We start from the raw sequence: 21,189 nt of genomic DNA, 5'->3' as shown, positions 1-21,189 counted from the left end.
CTCACCCGCTCACTCGCAAGGACCTGCCATGACCTCCCATTCTTCCGTACCGGGTTCCGCCCCGGCGCACGCCGGCGCCACCGGCCAGGCGGCCACCGATCCGGCCGGGCCGACCGGGCGCCTCGCCCACTGGCTGGCCGGCTTCCGCCTGGAGCAGGCCAGCGCCAGCGCGCGCGAACGCGCCAAGGCCCTGATCCTGGACGGCATCGGCTGCGCCATCGTCGGCGCGCAGCTGCCCTGGTCGCGCGTCGCGGCGGGCATCGTGCGCCGTACCGAAGGCGAGGGCGACCGCACCATCGTCGGTTGGGGCGCGCGCACCAGTGCGCCGGGGGCGGCCCTGCTCAACGGTACCTTCATCCAGGGCTTCGAACTGGACGACTACCATCCGCTCGCGCCGCTGCACAGCGCCTCGCTGGTGCTGCCGGCCTTGTGGGCGGCGGCGGAAGGAGAGCCGCGGGTGAGCGGGGCGGGCCTGCTGGAGGCGGCCATGGCCGGCTTCGAGGTCGGCCCGCGCGTGGGGCTGGCCCTGCACGGCGCGCAGATGCTGTCGCGCGGCTGGCATTCGGGCGCGGTGTTCGGCACCCACGCCGCGGCCGCCGCGGTGGGCAAGCTGCTGGGGCTGGACGCGGCCCGCTTCGAAGATGCGCTGGGCCTGGCCGCGACGCAGTCGGCCGGCCTGATGGCGGCCCAGTACGAGGCCATGAGCAAGCGCATGCACCACGGCTTCGCGGCGCGCAACGGCCTCTACGCGGCGCTGCTGGCGGCGGGTGGCTATACCGGCATCAAGCGTGTGTTCGAGCGCGAGTACGGCGGCTTCCTCTCGACCTTCGGCGAGGGCCATGCGCCCGATGCCGGCCAGCTTGCCGACGGCCTCGGCGAGCGCTGGGAAGTGGAGCGCATGGTGATCAAGCCCTATGCGGCCATGGGTGGCATCCACGCCCCGCTCGATGCGCTGTTCGACGTCGGCGCGCAGCGCCCGCTGCGCGCGCCGGAGATCGCGCGCATCGAGGTCGACGTCACGCATGCGGTCTACCACCACGGCTGGTGGCCGCCGCAGCGCCCGTTCACGCCGATCGGCGCGCAGATGCACATCGGCTACGCGCTCGCCGTGGCGGTGCTCGACGGCGCCGCGCTGGTGGCACAGTTCACCCCCGCGCGCATCGATGCCGACGATGTGTGGGCGCTGCTGCCCCGCATCGAGGTGCGCCACGACGCGGCCCTCGACGCCGGCGGTGCCCAGGCGCGCGGGCGCGTGCGCCTGGCGGTGACCTTCACCGACGGCCAGCGCATCGAAGTGCAGCGGCGCGCGTCGCGCGCGATCGAGGCGCCGCAGTCGAACGCGGAGGTCGCCGCCAAGTTCCGCGCGCTTACCGACGGCCTGGTCGCGCCCGCCCGCCAGCAGGCCATCGAGCAGATGGTGGCCGGACTGGAGACGCTCGGCGACGTGCGCGAACTGATGGCCCTGCTGGCGCCGCCGGTCGGCGCCGCCTTCGCATGAGCCGGGAGCGGACCATGGCGACGACCCTGAACAGAAGGCGTGCCTGCCTGGGGATGGTGGCGCTGCTGCCGCTGGCGCTGGCCGGACTGCGCGGCGCGCCGGCGCGGGCCGAGGCGGCCTGGCCGGCGCGGCCGATCCGGCTGGTGCTGCCATTCTCGGCCGGCGGCCCCGGCGATACCAATACCCGCCTGCTGGCCAAGGCGCTGGCGCGCCAGCTGGGCCGGAGCGTGATCGTCGACAACAAGCCGGGCGCCGGCGGGCTGATCGGCGCGGAGCTGGTGGCGCGCAGCGCGCCGGACGGCTACACCCTGCTGGTGGCGGGCAATGGCGCGGTGTCCAACGCCTTGCTGCGTGCCCGCATGCCCTATGCCGACGACGCCCTGGTGCCGGTGGCGAGCATCAGCTCGGCGCCCTCGGTGATCGTCGCCGCGGCGGGCGCGTCCTTTAACGACCTGAAGTCTCTGCAGGCCTATGCCAGGGCCAGGGGCGGCATCGCCTTCGGCACCGCCGGGCTCGGCAGCACCGGCCATTTCGTCGCCGAGATGATGCGCCAGGCGCTGGGCGTGCCGGTCACGGTGGTGCACTACAAGAGCGGCATGGAGACGCTGAACGCCGTCATGGGCGGCCAGATCGACCTGGCCTCCGAAGCGCCGGTCGGCGTGCTGGGATTCGTGCGTGGCGGCAAGCTGCGCGCGCTGGCGGTGGCCGACGGGCACCGCACGGCGGTGCTGCCGGACGTGCCGACCACGGTCGAGCAGGGCTTCACCGCTGTGCGCATGCAGCACTGGGGCGGCATCTACGCGCCGCGCGGCACGCCGGACGCGGTGCTCGACCGGGTGGCGCAGGCGACCGCGCTCGCCTACCGCAGCGATCCCGACCTGCTGGCGCAGATGGCGGCCTACGGCTACCAGCCGGTGAGCGGCTCGCGCGAGGGCTTCGCGCGCTTCCTCGACGACGAGAAGGTCCGCCTGGGCCGCCTCGCGCGCGCGGCGCGGATGGCGGCCGAGTAGCGCAGCGGATGCCGGCAGCCGATCCGGCCGCCGGCGTCCGCCCTGTCGAAGAGAGGCCGCGCCGGCCTCAGTGCCGGGCGGCGTCGAGCTCGCGCAGCTTGAAGCGCTGGATCTTGCCGGTGGCGGTCTTGGGCAGGCCGTCGACGAACTCGATCAGGCGCGGGTACTTGTAGGGCGCCAGCCGGTCCTTGACGAAGGCCTTGAGTTCGCCGTCGCTGGCGCTGGCGCCCGGCTTGAGCACCACGTAGGCCTTGGCGCGGGTCAGGCCGTCGGCGTCCTGCACGCCGACCACGGCCGCCTCCAGCACCGCGGGATGCTGGATCAGCGTGGCCTCCACCTCGAACGGCGAGACATAGATGCCGCTGACCTTGAGCATGTCGTCGCTGCGTCCGGCGTAGCTGTAGCTGCCGTCGGTGTTGTGCAGGTACTTGTCGCCGCTCTTGGTCCACTCGCCGCGGAAGGTGTCGCGCGAGCGGGCGCGGTCGCTCCAGTACATCAGCGCCGCGCTCGGGCCGCGGATGTAGAGGTCGCCCACCTCGCCGTCGGGCACCGGGCCGCCGTCCTCGCCGCGCAGCTCGATGGCATAGCCGGGCACCGGCCAGCCTGTGGTGCCGTAGCGCACGCGCCCCGGCCGGTTCGACAGGAAGATGTGCAGCATCTCGGTGGAGCCGATGCCATCGATGATCTCGCAGCCGAAGTGCGCGGTGAAGCGTTCACCGATCTCGCCCGGCAGCGCTTCGCCGGCCGACGAGCAGAGGCGCAGCGAGACCTCGCCGCGCGCGGGCAGCTGCGGCGAGGCGAGCAGGCCCGCGTAGCCGGTCGGGGCGCCGAAGAAGACCGTGGGCTGGTGGTCCAGCCAGCGCCGGATGGTGGCTTCTGGCGTCGGCCGCTCGGCCATCAGTACCACGGTGGCGCCGACGCTCAGCGGAAAGCTGAGGCCGTTGCCCAGGCCGTAGGCGAAGTACAGCTTGGCGGCCGAGAAACACACGTCCTGCTCGCGCAGGCCGAGCACCGGGCCGCCGTACAGCTCGGCCGTCCAGTAGGGGTTGCCGTGGCTGTGCACCGCGGCCTTGGGGCGGCCGGTGGAGCCGGAAGAATAGAGCCAGAAGCCGGGGTCGTCGGGGCCGGTGGCGGCGGGCGCGGGCAGCGGCGCGTGCGCGGCCAGCAGGTCGTCGAGGGCGGCGCAGCCGGGCGCGGCCGGCGCCTCGCCGCGCGCCACGATCACGCTGCGGACCTCGCAGCCCCCCTGGGCCGCTGCCAGGTCGATGGCCTGCCGCAGTACCGGCAGCAGCGACGCCGAGGCCAGCGCGGCCTGGGCGCGGCTGTGGCGCAGCATGTAGGCGTAATCGTCGGCGGTCAGCAGGGTATTGACGGCGACCGGCACGATGCCGGCGTACATCGCGCCGAGGAAGCACACCGGCCAGTCGTTGCAGTCGTGCATCAGCAGCAGCACGCGCTCCTCGCGATGCACGCCGGCCGCCGCCAGCGCCGCCGCCAGCCGGCGCACGCGCTCGTCCAGCGCGCCGTAGCTGAGCGTGCCGTCGTCGTCGACGTAGGCGGTCTTGGCGGCGCGCGTCGCGTTGCGCGCCAACAGGTGATGGGCAAAGTTGAAGGGCGTGCCGGGCGGTTCCACCGGCGCTTGCGCTTGGGCGCTCATGCTTGTCTCCCCAATCTCGATCGGACAGGTACTGGCTTCAGGGTCTTCGGTTCGTGCTCCCGCTGACGGGAGGGAGCGGCGCGCGCCGGTCTTGCCGCCGTGCGCGCGCGCCGCCCGGGCCATGCTCAGAGGCGCTCGCGCACGGCGGCGCCGGCCTGGATGGCGCTGCGGCGGTGGTAGAAGCCGAGCGCGCGCAGGCCGCCCAGTTCCTCGCCGCCGCCGGCCCGGCCGGGGCCGCCGTGTATCGATTGCGGCATCACGTTGCCGTGGCCGGTGTGGCTCTGCGCCACCTCCGGCGAGACCACGTGGACACGGCCGTGGCTGTCGGCCAGGGCCAGCGCGGCGTCGCCGAGCGCGGCGGCGTCGCTGCCATAGAGCGAGGCCACCAGCGAACCCTGGCCGCGCCGCGCCAGTGCCAGCGCGTGGGCGCTGTCGCGGTAGGGCAGCAGGGTGGCGACCGGGCCGAAGACCTCGGTGTCGTGCACCAGCGCCGCGCCGTCGGCGTCGCGCGTGCCGAGCAGGGTGGGGCCCACGCAGCAGGCCACCGCCGGATCGGCGTCGACCAGGGCGTGGCCGGCGCCGTCGTGCAGCACGCTGGCGGCCGTGCGCAACCGTGCCAGGCCGCTGCGAACCGCCTCCAGCTGGGCACGGCTGACCAGGGCGCCCATGCGCACCTCGGCCTGGCGCGGATTGCCCACCGTGACCCTGGCCAGGCCCGCGCCGATGGCCTCGGCGGCGGCATCGTAAAGGGCTTCCGGCACGAACACGCGGCGGATGGCCGTGCACTTCTGGCCGGACTTCACCGTCATCTCGCGCACGACCTCCTCGACCAGCAGGGCGAAGGCCTCGCTGTCAGGCGCCTCGCCCGGCAGCAGCAGGGCCGAGTTCACGCTGTCGGCCTCGATGTTGACGCGCACCGAATGCCGGCTCACGGCCGCATGCGCGCGCAGTTGCGCGGCGGTGTCGGCCGAGCCCGTGAAGGACAGCAGGTCGAAGGGCTGGAGCTGGTCGAGCAGGCCGGCGGGGCTGCCGCACACCACCGACAGCGCGCCCGGCGGCAGCACGCCGGCCTCGACCACGTCGCGCACCATGCGCTGGGTCAGCCAGGCGGTGGCGGTGGCCGGCTTGACGATCACCGGCACACCGGACAGCAGCGCCGGCGCGGCCTTCTCCCACAGGCCCCAGCCCGGGAAATTGAAGGCATTGATGCACAGCGCCACGCCGCGCGCGGGGACCAGCACGTGCTGTGACTGGAAGGCGGGATCCTTGCCCAGCCGCGCTGCCTCGCCATCGAGCAGCGTGCGCCGGCCGCCCATCGACTCCGCCAGCGACTCGCCCAGCCGCGCATAGGTGGACAGCGTGAAGATGCCGCCGTCGATATCGACCGCCGAATCGCCGGCGACCGTGCCGCTGTTGGCGGTGGCGATCTCGTAATAGGTGCCGCGATTGGCCTGCAGCACCTTGGCGGCGGCGGCCAGCAGGCCGGCGCGCTCGCGGTAGCCGAGCGCGCGCAGCGCGGCGCCGCCCTGTTCGCGGGCGAAGGCGAAGCCACCCGCAAGGTCGAGTCCGCCGGCGTCCACACGCGCCAGTTCGGTGCCGAGCACGGGGTCGAAGAGCGGGGTGCCGGCGCCGCTGCCGGCCTGCCAGCGCCCGCCGAGATAGTTGGAAAGCCGTTCGCTCATGGCGTGTCTCCCCGTTGGCTTACTGGCGCGTGAATTCGATGCGCCCGGCGGGCAGCAGGTAGAGCACCAGCGCGCGTCCGCCGCTGACGGTGGGGCGGTGCGCGCTGCCCGGAGGGCACACCAGCCAGCCGGCCGGGCGGCCGTCGAAGCGGGCCGCGCCGTCGAGCGGCAGGATCAGGTCGATCTCGCCCTCGGGGTGGACGTGGTGGGGGCCGGCGATGTCGCACATGTCGACCACGTCGACCGAGAAGCCGTGCAGGTCGTCGGCGGGCTTGAAGATGCGGCCGTAGCGGATGCCGCCGCCTTCACGGTCGCACAGCCAGCCGGCGGCGACGCCGGCCTCGCAGGCGGCCTTCAGCTCACGGTAAGTGGCGCTGCCGGCACCGTGCTCGGCATTCAGCCAGGCGTCGAGGCTATCGTCCAGGGGGCGGCCGGCGAGCTGCGCGGTCAGGCGCGCCAGCAGGGCGCGGAATTCGGTGGGAGACATGCTGGGGGACACGGTGGGGCTCCATCGGGCATGGCCGGCTTGCATGCCGGCGATTCATGCATTATTGTGCATGAACGAAACATAGAGCCGGCTGAAAATCATGTCAAGCACTATATTGCATGGATCGGGGTTAACGCTGCCCCAGCCGCTGCCCCAGCCGCTGGGGCAGTCGCCGGGGCCGGACGCAGAGGCGGCTGGCGCCGCTCCCGCTCCCGTGGCCTTGCCGGGCGCCGCCGGCGCCGCTGCGGCGCCGACGGCGTCCCGCCCGCCCGGCGCGCGCCAGCGCGCGGGCGCGGCCACCGGCGCGCCGGTGGCTGGCGAGGGGCGCAGCCCGCTGCTGCAGGCGCTCGGCGAGCGGGTGCGCGAGCTGCGCGCCCGGCGCGGCCTGACGCGCAAGGCGGTGGCGGCGGCGGCCGGGGTTTCCGAGCGCCACCTGGCCAATCTGGAATACGGTGACGGCAATGCCTCCATCCTGGTGCTGCAGCAGGTGGCGGGGGCCTTGCACTGCGCGCTGGCGGAACTGCTCGGCGACGTGACCACCTCCAGCCCGGAATGGCTGCTGCTGCGCGAACTGCTGGAGCACCGCGACGAGGCCACGCTGCGGCGCGTGCGCATCGCGGTGGGCGAACTGCTGGGCACCGGCGGGCAGAACGGTCCGGGTGCGGGCGGGGCGGCGCGCAGCCCGCGGGTGGCGCTGATCGGCCTGCGCGGTGCCGGCAAGTCGACGCTGGGCGCGATGCTGGCGGACGATCTCGGCGTGCCCTTCGTCGAACTGAGCCGCGAGATCGAGCAGTTCGCCGGTTGCAGCGTGTCGGAGATCCAGGGGCTGTACGGCATGAACGCCTACCGGCGCTATGAGCGGCGCGCGCTGGAGGAGGCCATCCAGATCCACCCGGAGGCAGTGATCGCCACGCCCGGCGGGCTGGTCTCGGACCCGGCCGCCTTCAACCTGCTGCTGGCCCACTGCACCACGGTCTGGCTGCAGGCCACGCCGGAAGACCACATGGGCCGCGTGCGCGCCCAGGGCGACCTGCGGCCGATGGCCGCCAGCCGCGAGGCCATGGATGACCTGCGGCAGATCCTGGCCGGGCGCGCGGCCTTCTATTCCAAGGCGGAGTTCAACCTGGATACCAGTGCCCAGCCGCTCGAGCCGACGTTCCAGGCGTTGCGGGAGATGGTGCGGACGGCCCTGCAGCTACCTTTGTGAGCACTCCCGGGGCGCCGCGCCGGGAGCGCTCACGGTAAGCAGTGGCGACACGCAAGATAATTCTTGACCCTGGATTCATGGATGCACTATAGTGCTTTTACTGAATCGAAACGAATGCACTATCCTGCGTTAAAGCTGAGGAGACAACGATCATGAGCATCGCCCCCCGCGTCGAATACCAGACCGACCCGTCCCAGTACCACCACCTGAAGCTGGCCTTCGACGGCCCGGTAGCCACGCTGTCGATCGATATCGACGAGAACGCCGGCCTGCGTCCCGGCTACAAGCTCAAGCTGAACAGCTACGACCTCGGCGTGGACATCGAGCTGAACGACGCGCTGAACCGCATCCGCTTCGAGCATCCCGAAGTGCGCACCGTGGTCGTCACCAGCGCCAAGGACAAGGTGTTCTGCTCGGGCGCCAATATCTTCATGCTGGGCGTCAGCAGCCATGCCTGGAAGGTGAATTTCTGCAAGTTCACCAACGAGACGCGCAACGGCATGGAGGACTCCTCGCGGCACAGCGGCCTCAAGTTCCTGGCCGCGGTCAATGGCGCCTGCGCCGGCGGCGGCTACGAGCTGGCTTTGGCCTGCGACGAGATCCTGCTGGTGGACGACCGCTCCTCGGCCGTCAGCCTGCCCGAAGTGCCGCTGCTGGGCGTGCTGCCCGGCACCGGCGGCCTGACCCGCGTGACCGACAAGCGCCACGTGCGGCATGACCTGGCCGACATCTTCTGCACCACCACCGAGGGCGTGCGCGGCCAGCGCGCCAAGGACTGGCGCCTGGTCGACGACATCGCCAAGCCCGCCGTGTTCGCGCAGCGGGTGCGGGAACGCGCGCTGGCGCTGGCGGCCGGCAGCGACCGCCCGGCCGGCGTGCCCGGCGTGGCGCTGCCGCCGCTGGCGCGCACGGTCGAGGCCGATGCGCTGCACTACCGGCATGTCAGCGTGGTGATCGACCGCGCCGGGCGCACCGCCAGCTTCACCGTGCGCGGTCCCTCCGGCCCGCAGCCGGCCACGCCGCAGGCCATCGTCGAGGCCGGCGCCGCCTGGTATCCGCTGCAGCTGGCGCGCGAACTGGACGACGCCATCCTGTCGATGCGCACCAACGAGCTCGACATCGGCACCTGGCTGATCAAGACCGAAGGCGATGCCGCCGCCGTGCTCGGCGTCGATGCCACGCTGCAGGCGCATCAGGACCACTGGCTGGTGCGCGAGACCATCGGCCTGCTGCGCCGCGTGCTGTCGCGCCTGGACGTGTCCTCGCGCAGCCTGTTCGCGCTGGTCGAGCCGGGTTCCTGCTTCGCCGGCACCTTCCTGGAGCTGGCGCTGGCCTGCGACCGCATCTACCACCTGGCGCTGCCCGACGACGAGGCGCGCGCGCCGAAGATCACGGTGGGCGAGGCCAATTTCGGCCGCTACCCGATGGCCACCGGGCAGAGCCGTCTCGGGCGCCGCTTCTACGACGAGGCACCGGCGCTGGAGGCCGTGCGCGCCAAGGCCGGCCAGGCGCTCGACGCCGATGCCGCCTTCGCGCTGGGCCTGGCCACGGCCAACCCGGACGATATCGACTGGGCGGACGAAGTGCGCATCGCCGTGGAAGAGCGCGTGTCGATGTCGCCCGACGCGCTCACCGGCATGGAAGCCAACCTGCGCTTCAATGGCCAGGAGACCATGCTGACCCGCATCTTCGGCCGCCTGACCGCATGGCAGAACTGGATCTTCCAGCGTCCCAACGCGGTCGGCGAGAAGGGGGCGCTGAAGGTCTACGGCAAGGGCGACAAGGCCGCCTTCGACTGGAACCGCGTCTGAGGGGCGCGCGCCGACTTCCCCCCCAGCATCGTCCTGCCGCGCGGGTCCGCGTGGCGCGCGGCAGGGCCATTCCATCCACCCGGAAGCAAGACAGCGACGGAGACAACGATGTCCGGCATCAACTACAGCGACAAGATCCCCAACAACGTGAACCTCAGCGAGGACCGCACGCTGCAGCGCGCGCTGGAGCAATGGCAGCCCAACTACCTGAGCTGGTGGAACGACATGGGCCCGGACGGCTCGCACGGCTTCGATGTCTACCTGCGCACCGCCATCAGCGTCGACCCGCAGGGCTGGGCCCACTTCGGCCACGTCAAGATGCCGGACTACCGCTGGGGCATCTTCCTCAACCCGGCCGAGGCCGGCCGCAAGATCCACTTCGGCGACCACAAGGGCGAGGACGCCTGGCAGGACGTGCCGGGCGAGTATCGCGCCAACCTGCGCCGCATCATCGTCACCCAGGGCGACACCGAGCCCGCCTCGGTCGAGCAGCAGCGCCACCTCGGCCTGACCGCGCCCAGCATGTACGACCTGCGCAACCTGTTCCAGGTCAACGTGGAAGAAGGGCGCCACCTGTGGGCCATGGTCTACCTGCTGCACAAGTACTTCGGCCGCGACGGCCGCGAGGAAGGCGAGGCCCTGCTCGAGCGCCGCAGCGGCGAGCAGGACAATCCGCGCATCCTGCAGGCGTTCAACGAGCAGACGCCCGACTGGCTGTCCTTCTTCATGTTCACCTACTTCACCGACCGCGACGGCAAGTTCCAGCTCTGCGCCCTGGCCGAGAGCGCCTTCGACCCGCTGGCGCGCACCACGCGCTTCATGCTGACCGAGGAAGCGCACCATATGTTCGTCGGCGAATCCGGCGTGTCGCGCGTGATCCAGCGCACCTGCCAGGTGATGAACGAGCTCAAGACCGATGATCCGGGCAAGCTGCGCGCGGCCGGCGTGATCGACCTGCCGACCATCCAGCGCTACCTGAACTTCCACTACAGCGTCACCATCGACCTGTTCGGCGCCGACGAGTCGTCCAATGCCGCCACCTTCTACAGCACCGGCCTCAAGGGCCGCTACGAGGAAGGCAAGCGCGCCGACGACCACCTGCTCAAGGGCGACAGCTACAAGGTGCTGCAAGCCGCCGGCGGCCAGCTGGTCGAGAAGGAAGTGCCGATGCTCAACGCCCTCAACGAAGTGCTGCGCGACGACTACATCAAGGACAGCATGGCCGGCGTGGAGCGCTGGAACAAGGTCATCGACAAGGCCGGCATCCCGTTCCGCCTCAAGGTGCCGCACAAGGCCTTCCACCGCAATATCGGCGCCCTCGCCGGCGTCAAGGTCTCGCCGGACGGCCGCGTGATCTCCGACGCCGAGTGGGCCGCCAACGCGCCGCAGTGGCTGCCGACGCCGGAAGACCGTGCCTTCGTCGCCAGCCTGATGGGCCGCGTGGTGGAGCCGGGCAAGTTCGCCAACTGGATCGCGCCCCCGGTGATGGGCATCAACCGCCAGCCGGTCGACTTCGAGTACGTGCGCTTCAACTGAGCCCGGGCCGTCCGAGACACCACGGAGACACGGCGGGCGCCGCCACCGCGCCCGCCCAGAACGAAACGCCCCGCATCCGAGGGACGCTCACCGCCAGGAGACAGCCATGGACATGGCCGACACTCACGTCATCAAGCAGCATCTGATCGACCCCGAGATCTGCATTCGCTGCAACACCTGCGAAGCCACCTGCCCGGTGAACGCTATCACGCACGACTCGCGCAACTACGTGGTCGATGCCGACAAGTGCAATTTCTGCATGGCCTGCATCTCGCCATGCCCGACCGGCTCGATCGACAACTGGCGCGTGATGCCGCGCGCCAAGCCCTATAGCCTCGACGACCAGCTCGGCTGGGACGAACTGCCGGTCGAGCTGAGCGAGCAGCAACTGGCGGAGCAGGGCGTGGCGCCCGGCGCGCCGGCCCTGCTCGAGCCGGCCCTGACCGAGCCGCCGGTGGCCACCGCCGGCCAGGAAACCTTCAACAGTGCGCGCTATGGCGCCACGGTGCCGCCGTGGTCGGCCGCGCGTGCCTTCACCAACCTGTACGGACCCAAGGCCGAACGCAAGTCGGTCACCGCCACCGTGGCCGGCAATGTGCGCGTCACCGAGGTCGGGCGCGAGTACGACACCCACCATATCGTGCTGGACTTCGGCGCCATGCCGTTCCCGGTGCTGGAGGGCCAGTCCATCGCCATCGTGCCGCCGGGCGTGGACGCGCAGGGGCGCGCGCATCACCCGCGCCAGTATTCGATCGCCAGCGCCCGCAACGGCGAGCGGCCCGGCTACAACAACCTGTCGCTGACCATCAAGCGCGTGCTGGCCGACTACCAGGGCAATCCGGTGCGCGGCGTCGCTTCCAACTATATGTGCGACCTGCAGGTGGGCGACAAGGTGGAGGTGATCGGCCCCTTCGGCGCCAGCTTCCTGATGCCCAACCATCCGCGTTCGCACATCGTGATGATCTGCACCGGCACCGGCAGTGCGCCGATGCGCGCCATGACCGAATGGCGCCGGCGCCTGCGCAAGGGCGGCCGCTTCGAAGGCGGCAAGCTGATGCTGTTCTTCGGCGCGCGCAGCAAGGAAGAACTGCCGTACTTCGGGCCGCTGCAGAACCTGCCCAAGGATTTCATCGACATCAACCTGGCGTTCTCGCGCACGCCAGGACAGCCGCGCCGCTACGTGCAGGACGCCATGCGCGAACGCGCTGCCGACCTGGCCGTGCTGCTGGCGGACCCGGACAGCTACTTCTATGTGTGCGGGCTGAAGAGCATGGAGGAGGGCGTAGTAATGGCGCTGCGCGACGTGGCGCGGCAGGCCGGGCTGGACTGGGACGCGATCGCGGCCTCGCTGAAGGCGGAGGGGCGGCTGCACCTGGAGACGTATTGACGGGGCAGGGGGGAGAGGGCAGGCGCCGGCTGACCGCGGCGGCCGGGATTACACCATCGGCTTCGTTTCTGTGCTTGCGTGCCGGACCATACCGTTGGCTTCGTTTCTTGGCTCGTGTGCTGGATCACACCGTCGGCTTCGCTGGATGTGGCGCCTTGCTAAACCACCCCTCTCCCCAACCCTCTCCCCAACCCTCTCCCCAACCCTCTCCCCAACCCTCTCCCCAACCCTCTCCCCAACCCTCTCCCCAACCCTCTCCCCAACCCTCTCCCCAACCCTCTCCCCAACCCTCTCCCCAACCCTCTCCATGCGGGGAGAGGGAGCCAAGACCTCGTGCTTGGCGCTCGGTGTTGGTGCTCAGCGCTCGGTGTTGGCGTTCGGCCGCCCCCCATCCTCACCGCAACGACCGCTGCGCCACCGCCACCAGCGCGATCACCACGCAGGCCACCGCCAGCAGCGCGAACAGGTTGCCGCTGGCGATCAGCAGTGCTTGCTGGTCGATCTGGCGCGACAGCCGCAGCAGGGTGCCCTGGTCGGGTTCCTGCGCAAAGGCGAACGGCGTGATGTTGCCGACCAGCTGGGTGCGCGCCATCACCTCGCCGTACTGCAGCCACAGGCTGGCCATGCCGGTGCCGCCGGCGGTGGCCACCTGCCGCACGATGTTCTTGAACTGGTAGGCATGGGCGAAGCTGTCGACGCTGAGGTCGGCATAGGTCAGGCCGGCCACCAGCATCAGCACGAAGGGCACGGTCAGGCTCTGCAGCGTCAGCGCCGGCAGCAGCACGGTGATCGAGGCGCCCGGCATCATGCGCTGGGACAGCAGCCAGGCCGCCCCGGCGAACATCAGGTAGCCCAGTGCGATATAGCGCCGCTGGCCGACCAGCTTCGGTCCGCCGAAGGTGAACAGCAGCGCCGCGCCGAAGCCGGCCAGTCCGGTGGTGGTCAGCACCGCGCCGGCGGTCTGGAAGGTGAAGTCGAGCCCCGACTGCAGCGTGGTCGGCACCACGTAGCCCCACAACCCGCCCAGGAAGTAGTACAGCGCGTAGAACGACAGGCCCGCGATATAGCGCCGGCCCAGCAGCAGGCGCGGATTGAGCCAGGGGTCGGGGTGCCGGTGCTGGTGGACGAACACGGCGGTGACGCAGGCGAGACCGAGCAGCGGCGTCAGCGCCACGCTCGGCGAGTTGGCGAATTCGTAGAAGCGCAGGTCGCCCAGCCCGTGCAGCAGGATCAGCGCCCCGGCGCCGAGCAGGATCACCGTCAGCCAGTCGAGCTTGCCGACCTCGATCTTCCACGGCGGCAGCGTGGCGCGCATGCGGCGCGGGTAGGCCGCCAGCACGAAGGCGAAGGTCGCCAGCGCCAGGGCCGCCTGCAACAGGAAGATGGTGCGCCAGTCGGTGTTCTGCACCAGTTGGGCCGTGACCCAGGGCGCCAGCGCCGGCATGCCCAGCGCACCGATATTGAAGCCGAGGAAGAGCGGGCGGCGTTCCTCGCGCTCGGCGGCGAGCTGGATGATGATGCGCGAGGCGGAGAACAGCCCGCCCGCGCCCAGGCCCTGCACGGCGCGCGCGAGGCTGAGCTGGAACGGCGTCTCGCAGAGCGCGCACAGCAGCGCGCCAGCGGCGGCGACTGCCAGGCTCAGCAGGGTGTAGCCGCGGTAGCTGATGTCTTCGGCGATGCGCCGCAGCACCAGGTTGGCCACCACCGCTGCGGCCGCATAGGAGGTCAGGCTCCAGAGGAAGTCCTCCGGCGAGGCGAAGACGCCGGCGCGGATGTGCGTGCCCGCCACTCCCATCATCGACGAGGCGACGAAGTCCACGCCGGTCGCGCAGCCGAGCGCCAGCCCGAACAGGTGGACCTGCAGCGACGTCAGGTCGGGATGCGCCTTCAGCATGACCGCGCCTTGCTTCATAGTGCCCTTCCAGGTGGGATGAACGGGGCCCTGCGTTGGCTATCTGCTGCCTACCTGCTGCACACCGACAATGATTGTGCGAGCGCCTGCCCGCCGTCAAGGACCGCAGGCAGGGCAGGGTCCGGGACTCCCCCCGCAAAGCCGGCCTTGCCCTGCAGGCATCCTCTTCCATGAAGCTCGACCAGTTGCGCGCGCTTGCCGCGGTGGCCGACACCGGCAGCATGCAGGAAGCCTCGCGGCGCGGGCATCCGCTGGCCGGCGCGCGCTCGGTGCGGGAGTTGCTCGACGCCGACTGGCTGACGCTCGACCCGCTGGCCGATGCACAGTCTCCCTTCCATGCCCTGTTTGCCGCCAGCGGCCTGGCGGCGCCGGCACGCGTGATCGAATGCGCCTCGATGAGCCGGGCCTTCGAACTGTGCTGGCGCAGCGAAACGCTGGTGCCGCTGTCCGGCGAAGCGCGCCGCCGCCCCTTCCGCAGCCCCTTCATCACGCAGACCATGGCCTTCCCCGAGGTGCGGGAACCGGTGCCGGACCGCGCCATCTCCTTGCTGACGCACTTCCACGACGCGCTGATTCCGCTCGGTGCCGCCTGCTGGGTGGCGCTGGCGGAAGGCTTCCTGGCCGCCGCCGGCTGACTGCAGCCGGCGCGCAGGCCGGGCTGCCGTGGCGCTGGCTGCCGTGACGTGGCCACTACGCTGCCATCACGGCTCTCACGGTTCGTCGGTGGCGTCGAGCGCCTCGATCGACGTGGTGTCGATGCGCTGGACCTTGCCGTTCTCCTCGACGTCGGAGCGCATCACGAAGCCCTGGCTCGGGCAGTACCAATCGGTGATCTGCATCACGGTAGGCTGGGTCGGTATCGCGTCGCCGGCCACCTGCAGCGGGCCGAGATCGGTCACGCGCTCGTAGCGGATCGGCACGCATTCGATGCTGCCCAGCGCCGTATCGATGTGCTGCCGCTTGCCGACCCGGCGCGATGCCACCTGCAGCGTGGCGTGCGGCATCTCCAGCCGGCCTACTTCGTCGCCGGAGTCGCGCGCGTAGATGACGAAGCTGGCGCGGGACGTGACCGACTCACCGCCGAGTTCCTTGCCCTCGCTCAGGTCCTGGTGCGCGTAGTCGAACACGCCGCGGCCCATGCTGCGGGTCTCGCCGTGCAGGCGCACGTAGTGGCCGCTGGCATCGACCACGGCGCCGCCTTCGACGTGGCCGGGCGCGCCGCCGCGCGGTGGCACGATGACCACGGCGTACTGCTGGTCGGTGGTCACGGGGGGTTCCATCAGGGCCGCCAGGGCCGTTTTCGAATGGATCTGCAATTGCGTGGTGCAGGTGTCGCCGCTGACCTGTGGCCGCTGCTGCACCGTATGGCGCGACATCGGCATGGCGCCATCGGCTTCCATCTGTACCTTGGCGCCGTCACGGAACCATACGGTGGCGCAGGGATCGTCATCGCGGCGGGCGAGGCGGGCCGCGGCCGGCGGCGGTGCTGCCGCCGTGGCGGCGGATGATGGGACGGGAGCGGGATCGGCCCAGGCCGGGAAAGCCAGCAGTGCCAGCGCCAGGCTGGCGCACCGCGATGCCGCGCGGCGGCGGCCCGCCGCGGCGCGGTGGTCGCGGCGGGAAGACGAAGAAGCGATCATGCGCCTTGGAAGTAGGGGTTGCGGCGGTCCTGCGCGCCGGAGGAGGGGTCGAAGGGGTAGTCGCGGTTGATGGTGCGCGCGCCCTCGCCATAGGGATCGCGCGTGCCGGTGTTGGCTCCCTGCGAGTACGGGTCGCGTGGCGGGCTCACGTCGCTCGGGGCCAGGTTCTGCTGGGTGGACTGATTCGCCCCTTGCGAATAGGGATCGAACTTATCGCCGACGCGCGCACCCTGCGAGTAAGGATCGCGGGCACCACTGTTGGCGTCCGCGCCGCTGGTGTACGGGTCGGGTTGTTTCGGCTGCATCTGAGCATGCACGGCTCCGGCGCTCCCCAATGCCAGGCATGTCAGAAGAAATGCAAGCTTTTTCGACATGATCATGGTGTCCGGTTGACAGTCACGGGGCCAAGGCTCCGCCTGGTGGAACAGCGGCCAGGCAGACGCATTGGACGGCACATGGCGGCGCCGCTCCGGGGGAAGATCGTGCCGCGATGCCCTTCCAGCATAGTGCGGCAGCGCACAGGCGCAAGCGGCGAGGCGGCGCGCAATCCGTCGCGAATTTCCCGCAACTTCGACCGGGATCGGCCTGGAAACCCTGCGGATGCGGCGTGCCCGCGGTCCGGCGATGCCAGGCGCGCACCTTGGCGGGGCAGGCTGCCCGGAATTAATTTTTACAAATCTCCCGCCGTGCAACGTTGACCGCTCAGAAGCCGGACCGGCCGCCGCCGCGCAGGGTGCGCGAGCGCCGCCGTTCCGCTGACCGGAACCAACGATGCCCCAGGATCTCGCGTTTCTCGACACCTTGCTGCACGCGGACTCGCGCCGTGCGCTGATCGACCACACCAGCCGCTGGCTCGACGGCCTGGGCTTCCATTGCTTCCTCTATGCCGAGCATCGGCCCGTACGCGCCGACGGCAAGCGGGCGCGCTTCGTCTTCGATGGCATCGACGGCAGTGCCGCGGCGGGCGCCGCCTGGCACCGCCTGTCGACCCTGCCACCGGCCTGGGCGCGCCATTATCGCGCGGCCGGCTACCTGGCGCTGGATCCGCTCGTGCGGCACGCGGCCACGGCGGGCCTGCCGCTGCCGTGGCACCGGCGCGGCGCGGACAGTCCGGCGGCGGCGCAGCTGTTCGCCGAAGCGCGCCAGCATGGCCTGGCCGGCGGTATCGTGGTGCCGCTGCGTGGCGCGCACGGCGCCACCGCCCTGCTCAATGCCGCCACCGCGCACGACGGCGAGGCCGCGCGGCGCCGCCTCGACCAGGTCGTCGCGCGCGTGACCTTGCTCGGCCTCTACCTGCACGAAGCGGTGCGCCGCCTGTCACCACCGCCCCGGGCCGGCGCGCCGGCCCTGACCGCGCGCGAGCAGCAATGCCTGGCGCGCGCTGCCGCGGGCGGCTCCGCGCGCGAGATCGGCCGCCAGCTCGGCATCAGCGAGCGCACCGCCGTCTTCCACCTGGCCAATGCCGCCCGCAAGCTGGGCGCGCGCAACCGCCGCGAGGCGGTCGCCCGCGCGATCCTGGCCGGGCTGGCGGTGCCATGACAGGCGCGTGCTACGCACCTGATACGCACCTGATACGCACCGCATACGCGCACAGCGCGGGCCCACCTGTCAGTCCTGACAGCTAGGCGGACCGTGCCGTGCCTTGTTCCAATCCCCGTGCCCGCGTGCCAAGGCCTGGCCGCGCGGGCAGACAGCAACGGGTCCGTGGGCCATCATCATCATCGAGGAATCGCATGTACAAGAACAACAGGAAGGGAGTCACGCTGGCCTGCGCGCTGAGCGTGTCTCTGCTGCTGGCCGCCTGCGGCGGCGGCAGCGACGGCGGCAGTGCCGCCACCGGGGCGGGCAGCGCGGCACCGCAGGCGCCCCAGGTGGCGCAAGGCATCTTTGTCGATGCCCCGGTGGTGGGCATGGCGTACCGCTCGGGCGATCTCAGCGGCGTCACCGACGACAGCGGCCATTTCTCCTACGTACCGGGGCAGCCGGTCACCTTCTCGGTGGGCGGCGTGGTGATCGGCACGGCGGCGGCGCAGCCTGTGATGACGCCCGTGTCGCTGGTGCCTGGCGCGGCGGACGAGACCAACGACACCGTGACCAATATCGGCAGCTTCCTGCAATCGCTGGACAGCGGCGGCAATCTCGCGCAGGCCATCCGCATCGCGCCGTCGTCGGCGCAGGCGCTGGCGGGGCGCAGCCTGAACTTCCAGCAGGCGCCCTCGGCCTTCGCCGCCGATGCGGCGGTGCTGGCCGCGGTGCAGGCGGCCTCGCCGCAGGGCAAGCTGGTGCCGGCGGTGAGCGCGCAGGCGCATCTGCGCGGGCAGTCGCTGTGCCTGTACGCCGGCACGTGGCGCCTGAACGGCCCCAGCCACGTGGGCTACGCCTTCGACGTGACGGTCAGCGAGATCGACGGCTCGGTGTCGGGCACGCGCATCCTGTCCGACGGCAGCAAGTACGTGGTCGGCGGGCAGGTGCGGCAGACCGCCAGCGGGTGGCAGATCAGCGGCAGCGTGACGGAGAAGCTGGCGCAGAACAGCTTCGCCACCGTCGAGCTGTTCAGCGGCGAGTTCACCGACCTGAACCATGTCGGCGGGGTCTACGGCACGCAGGTCAACGCTACCTTCAAGGGCGGCTGGAACGGCTCGCGCCTGAGCGGCGCGCAGGCCTGCGGTGGCAGCGCTGCGTCCACCGTGCCGGCCGGCGCGGTCGGTTATGCCGACTTCCACTACAACGCGGCCGGCATGGCGCCGCTGCAGGCCTCGGTGCTCGACAAAGGCATCGGCCAGTCCGGCGTGCTGACGCTCGGCGGCAACCGCATCACGGTGGTGCCGCAGGCGGACGGGGGCTACCAGTGGGGCAGCCCGGTGCAGTACGGCATGAACTTCCACCAGCTGCTGCTCGCGCCCGACCTGCCGGTGGCCTCGATGGTCTGCCTGGCCGCCAACGTCAACGATGGCACCGACGGGCTGAAGTCGACGGACGTGCTGGTGGCGCAGAACGCCATCCGCATCACCTCCGCCCAGCAGCTCGCCGGGCAGAGCTTCAGCCAGTATTGGGAGGACTGCCGCCGCGACGGCCTCAGCAGCAGCGCGCCGGTGCCGCAGGCCTATTCCAGCCTGAGCGTGGACAGCGCCGGCAAGGCCACGCTGACGCTCGCGGGCGCAGCGCCGGTGACACTGAGCGCGGACCAGTTCAGCGCGCTGCTGGCCGGCACCCCGACCGACCAGCTGGGGCTGCCCGGCTCGGGCAGCTGGTTCCAGGCCTACGGCGCGGCGACGCCGGACGGCGTGCGCTACGTGCTGGTCGAGCATGGCGTGCAGGCGACCGATGCCTCGCGCGGCTACGTGGGGGTGTGGGTGCGCTGAGCCGGCGCGCGGCGCGCCGCTGACAGGCGAGGCCAGGGTGCACGCGCAGGCGTGCACCCTGGTTTCGTTTTGCGCTGCTTTCTGCGCCGCGTTCGGCGCTTCGTGACGTGCCGGAGGTTGCCGGCCGGCCCGCTCAGGGCTCCACCCGCGCCAGCGGATTGCCCGGGCCCGGTTGCGGCAGCGCGCGGCCGGTCTCGGCGGACGACAGGGTGTAGGCACCCATGGGGTCCGGCCCCGCCACGATCTGCAGCTTCTGCTGGCGCAGCCAGTCGCGGATCTCGGCCTCGCTGGCCTCGGGGCGGAACAGTACGCGGAATCGCATCCCCTCGGCGCTGCTGCCGCCCCGGTACTGCTGCGCGCCGTCGCCGGTGCGCAGGGCGTCGCCGCTGTCCTGGAAGCGCCATAGCAGCAATCCGGCCTGCACCACCGCCAGCGTGGCGGCCACGGCGGCGAAGCTGCGCAGCCAGCGCGGCTGGTTGGCGGCGGCGCGCGGTGGCGGGGCAGCGGTCTCCGGCACTGCCGGTGGCATGGTGGCATGCGTGGTGGCTAGTTTGGCCGGCACCAGGCCGAAGCGGTCCATGCCCTGGGCCAGCAGGTCCCGGTACGCGTTGCGCGCGTCGTTCTCCCCGGCCAGCGGCGTGCCGGTCAAGGCGTAGCCGTCGGGCACGCCCATGCGGGCGATCACGCCGGGCCGCGGCAGGTTGCCGGCGGCCGCGCCGCGGTCGCACTCGCCCAGCCAGCGCACCGCATCCAGCCGCGCCGGCGGCAGCCGGCCCAGGCAGTCGCCGAGCTGGGCGGGAGCGGCCAGCAGCGGCAGCGCGCAGCAGACCATGCCGGCGCGCGGATCGAAGGGGCCGTCGCGCGCTTCCAGCACGAGGTCGGTGGAGCCGGCGTAAGCAGGGTCTGGCGTGACCAGCCAGCCTTGCCACTGCTGTGCCTGCGGCAGCCATCGGTCCAGCAGCACGGCGCCGAAGGCGGGTGCGTCGCGCAGGGCGTGGATCTGCCCGGCCGCCAGCGCCTGCTCGCGCAGCGCGCCGGCCGCCGCCGCACGTTCGAAGGCGGCCGCCAGCGCGGCGGGAATGGCGCGCTCCGACCAGGGTCCGGCGCCGGCCGGGTCCGCCGCGGCGGGATCGCCGGTGGCCGGGGCGGCGGCGCCGCGCTGCAGGCGCGCGGCCACGATGTGCAAGGGAGGGGTCAGGGCGCTCATGCGGGAGTCGGGTCGATGGCCGCGGGGTTCTGCCCCGCTAACGCGACCGCACAGAGAATATCCAAAAGGGCCTGGGCGGCGCCCACGTCGCCGGCGTCGCCGGGGTCGAGCTCGACCGGCGCGGCGCCGCGGCCCAGCGTGCGCATGACCCAGCGCTCGATCAGCGTGCCGCGGTGCGCGGCCGAGGCCAGCTGGCGGCCGGCGCCTTCCTTGTCGCTGCGGCGGCGGTGCACCAGGCCGAGCTGGCCGGAGCGGTAGTGGGCCGAGGCGATGCGGTCGGCGAAGCTGCTGACGGCGGCGTCGCCGCAGCCGCAGAAGCGCAGCAGCATCAGCATGTCCTCGGACAGCGTGGCGACGAAGGCGGCCGCGGCATCGCGCGCGGCATCCAGGCTCAGGCCGAAGCGCTGCAAGGCGGTGCGCTGGGCCTCGGCCGAGCCGGGCTCGCATTGCAGGTTGTCGTCGACCGGCTCGCCGACGGTACCGGCGGCGCGCAGCAGGTCGAGCAGGAAATGGCGGAAATAGAGCCGCAGCGCGCCGGCATGCTCGGGGCCGTTGCTGCCGCGGCCCGGCATGACGCGCTCGACGAAGAACTGGTGGCAGAGGTCCGGCAGCGGGTCACCCAGCGCGCCGGCCTCGCGCGGCCGGTAGCCGGCGAGCACGTCCATCACGCGCCGGTAGAGTTCTTCCCACTCCGACCGGGAGAGGGCCTCGCGCCGGTTCCACAGCACCTGGATCCTGGGGAAATGGTCCGGATGATCCGAAGACAAGACGGCTGCTTCCTTGTGAGGGGGTT

General features: G+C 71.6%; 17 protein-coding genes. 9 read left to right on the top strand and 8 right to left on the bottom strand.

The genetic code is table 11. The features are described from left to right. The first annotated feature begins 28 nt into the window (after positions 1-28). A complete protein-coding gene (locus BKK79_RS35515) occupies positions 29-1,498 on the top strand; it encodes an MmgE/PrpD family protein (RefSeq protein ID WP_083384466.1) in 1,470 nt (489 codons plus the stop codon). Between the two features lie 14 nt (positions 1,499-1,512). Continuing rightward, positions 1,513-2,508: a tripartite tricarboxylate transporter substrate binding protein gene (locus BKK79_RS35510; RefSeq protein WP_157128604.1), complete on the top strand. Its 996-nt coding sequence runs from the start codon at positions 1,513-1,515 to the stop codon at positions 2,506-2,508. Positions 2,509-2,575: 67 nt separating this feature from the next. Here the strand turns inward: BKK79_RS35510 and BKK79_RS35505 are convergent, their stop codons facing one another. The 3 genes from BKK79_RS35505 to BKK79_RS35495 all read right to left on the bottom strand — a co-directional run bounded on the left by BKK79_RS35505 (position 2,576) and on the right by BKK79_RS35495 (position 6,334). Then, positions 2,576-4,165 carry a benzoate-CoA ligase family protein gene (locus BKK79_RS35505; protein WP_071040187.1) on the bottom strand — a complete coding sequence of 530 codons (1,590 nt, stop codon included), beginning with the start codon at positions 4,163-4,165 and terminating at the stop codon, positions 2,576-2,578. 125 nt (positions 4,166-4,290) lie between these two features. Then, complete coding sequence (locus tag BKK79_RS35500; RefSeq protein WP_071040186.1) at positions 4,291-5,847, bottom strand: 3,4-dehydroadipyl-CoA semialdehyde dehydrogenase; 1,557 nt, start codon at positions 5,845-5,847, stop codon at positions 4,291-4,293. A gap of 19 nt (positions 5,848-5,866) precedes the next feature. Further along, positions 5,867-6,334, bottom strand: coding sequence for a DUF4863 family protein (locus tag BKK79_RS35495; RefSeq protein ID WP_071040185.1), 468 nt, complete (start codon positions 6,332-6,334; stop codon positions 5,867-5,869). A gap of 100 nt (positions 6,335-6,434) precedes the next feature. Here BKK79_RS35495 and BKK79_RS35490 point away from each other — a divergent pair, with 100 nt between their 5' ends. The 4 genes from BKK79_RS35490 (at position 6,435) to boxA (ending at position 12,275) form a co-directional block, all read left to right on the top strand. Then, complete coding sequence (locus tag BKK79_RS35490; protein WP_232346402.1) at positions 6,435-7,541, top strand: helix-turn-helix transcriptional regulator; 1,107 nt, start codon at positions 6,435-6,437, stop codon at positions 7,539-7,541. Between the two features lie 152 nt (positions 7,542-7,693). Then, positions 7,694-9,352: a 2,3-epoxybenzoyl-CoA dihydrolase gene (gene boxC, locus BKK79_RS35485; RefSeq protein ID WP_071040184.1), complete on the top strand. Its 1,659-nt coding sequence runs from the start codon at positions 7,694-7,696 to the stop codon at positions 9,350-9,352. A gap of 108 nt (positions 9,353-9,460) precedes the next feature. Continuing rightward, complete coding sequence (boxB, locus tag BKK79_RS35480) at positions 9,461-10,888, top strand: benzoyl-CoA 2,3-epoxidase subunit BoxB (protein ID WP_071019147.1); 1,428 nt, start codon at positions 9,461-9,463, stop codon at positions 10,886-10,888. Between the two features lie 106 nt (positions 10,889-10,994). After that, positions 10,995-12,275 (top strand): benzoyl-CoA 2,3-epoxidase subunit BoxA, encoded by a 1,281-nt coding sequence (gene boxA / locus BKK79_RS35475; protein ID WP_071040183.1) that lies wholly within the window; start codon positions 10,995-10,997, stop codon positions 12,273-12,275. Between the two features lie 394 nt (positions 12,276-12,669). On the opposite strand, the gene BKK79_RS35470 is transcribed toward boxA, so the two are convergent. After that, positions 12,670-14,187, bottom strand: coding sequence for an MFS transporter (locus BKK79_RS35470; protein WP_071040182.1), 1,518 nt, complete (start codon positions 14,185-14,187; stop codon positions 12,670-12,672). Between the two features lie 170 nt (positions 14,188-14,357). Between BKK79_RS35470 and BKK79_RS35465 the strand changes: the two genes are divergently transcribed. Continuing rightward, positions 14,358-14,822 (top strand): hypothetical protein, encoded by a 465-nt coding sequence (locus tag BKK79_RS35465; protein WP_071040181.1) that lies wholly within the window; start codon positions 14,358-14,360, stop codon positions 14,820-14,822. A gap of 75 nt (positions 14,823-14,897) precedes the next feature. Here the strand turns inward: BKK79_RS35465 and BKK79_RS35460 are convergent, their stop codons facing one another. Continuing rightward, positions 14,898-15,827: a hypothetical protein gene (locus BKK79_RS35460; protein ID WP_084085570.1), complete on the bottom strand. Its 930-nt coding sequence runs from the start codon at positions 15,825-15,827 to the stop codon at positions 14,898-14,900. After that, on the bottom strand, positions 15,824-16,132 hold the full coding sequence (locus BKK79_RS35455) for a hypothetical protein (RefSeq protein ID WP_231908099.1): 309 nt from the start codon (positions 16,130-16,132) through the stop codon (positions 15,824-15,826). The genes BKK79_RS35460 and BKK79_RS35455 overlap by 4 nt, the downstream gene beginning before the upstream one ends. A 466-nt stretch (positions 16,133-16,598) precedes the next feature. On the opposite strand from BKK79_RS35455, the gene BKK79_RS35450 reads away from it, so the two are divergent. Beyond that, positions 16,599-17,366 carry a LuxR family transcriptional regulator gene (locus BKK79_RS35450; RefSeq protein ID WP_071040180.1) on the top strand — a complete coding sequence of 256 codons (768 nt, stop codon included), beginning with the start codon at positions 16,599-16,601 and terminating at the stop codon, positions 17,364-17,366. A gap of 194 nt (positions 17,367-17,560) precedes the next feature. Next, positions 17,561-19,189 carry a hypothetical protein gene (locus BKK79_RS35445; RefSeq protein WP_071040179.1) on the top strand — a complete coding sequence of 543 codons (1,629 nt, stop codon included), beginning with the start codon at positions 17,561-17,563 and terminating at the stop codon, positions 19,187-19,189. Positions 19,190-19,322: 133 nt separating this feature from the next. On the opposite strand, the gene BKK79_RS35440 is transcribed toward BKK79_RS35445, so the two are convergent. Continuing rightward, positions 19,323-20,396, bottom strand: coding sequence for a hypothetical protein (locus tag BKK79_RS35440; RefSeq protein ID WP_157128603.1), 1,074 nt, complete (start codon positions 20,394-20,396; stop codon positions 19,323-19,325). Beyond that, a complete protein-coding gene (locus tag BKK79_RS35435) occupies positions 20,393-21,163 on the bottom strand; it encodes a hypothetical protein (protein ID WP_071040177.1) in 771 nt (256 codons plus the stop codon). Before BKK79_RS35435 ends, BKK79_RS35440 begins: the two co-directional genes overlap by 4 nt. Positions 21,164-21,189: the final 26 nt, after the last annotated feature.

The organism is Cupriavidus sp. USMAA2-4 (genome assembly GCF_001854305.1).
Taxonomy (GTDB): domain Bacteria; phylum Pseudomonadota; class Gammaproteobacteria; order Burkholderiales; family Burkholderiaceae; genus Cupriavidus; species Cupriavidus malaysiensis.
The sequence above is the reverse complement of the archived record's forward strand: the minus strand, read 5'-3'. Positions and strand labels throughout refer to the sequence as shown.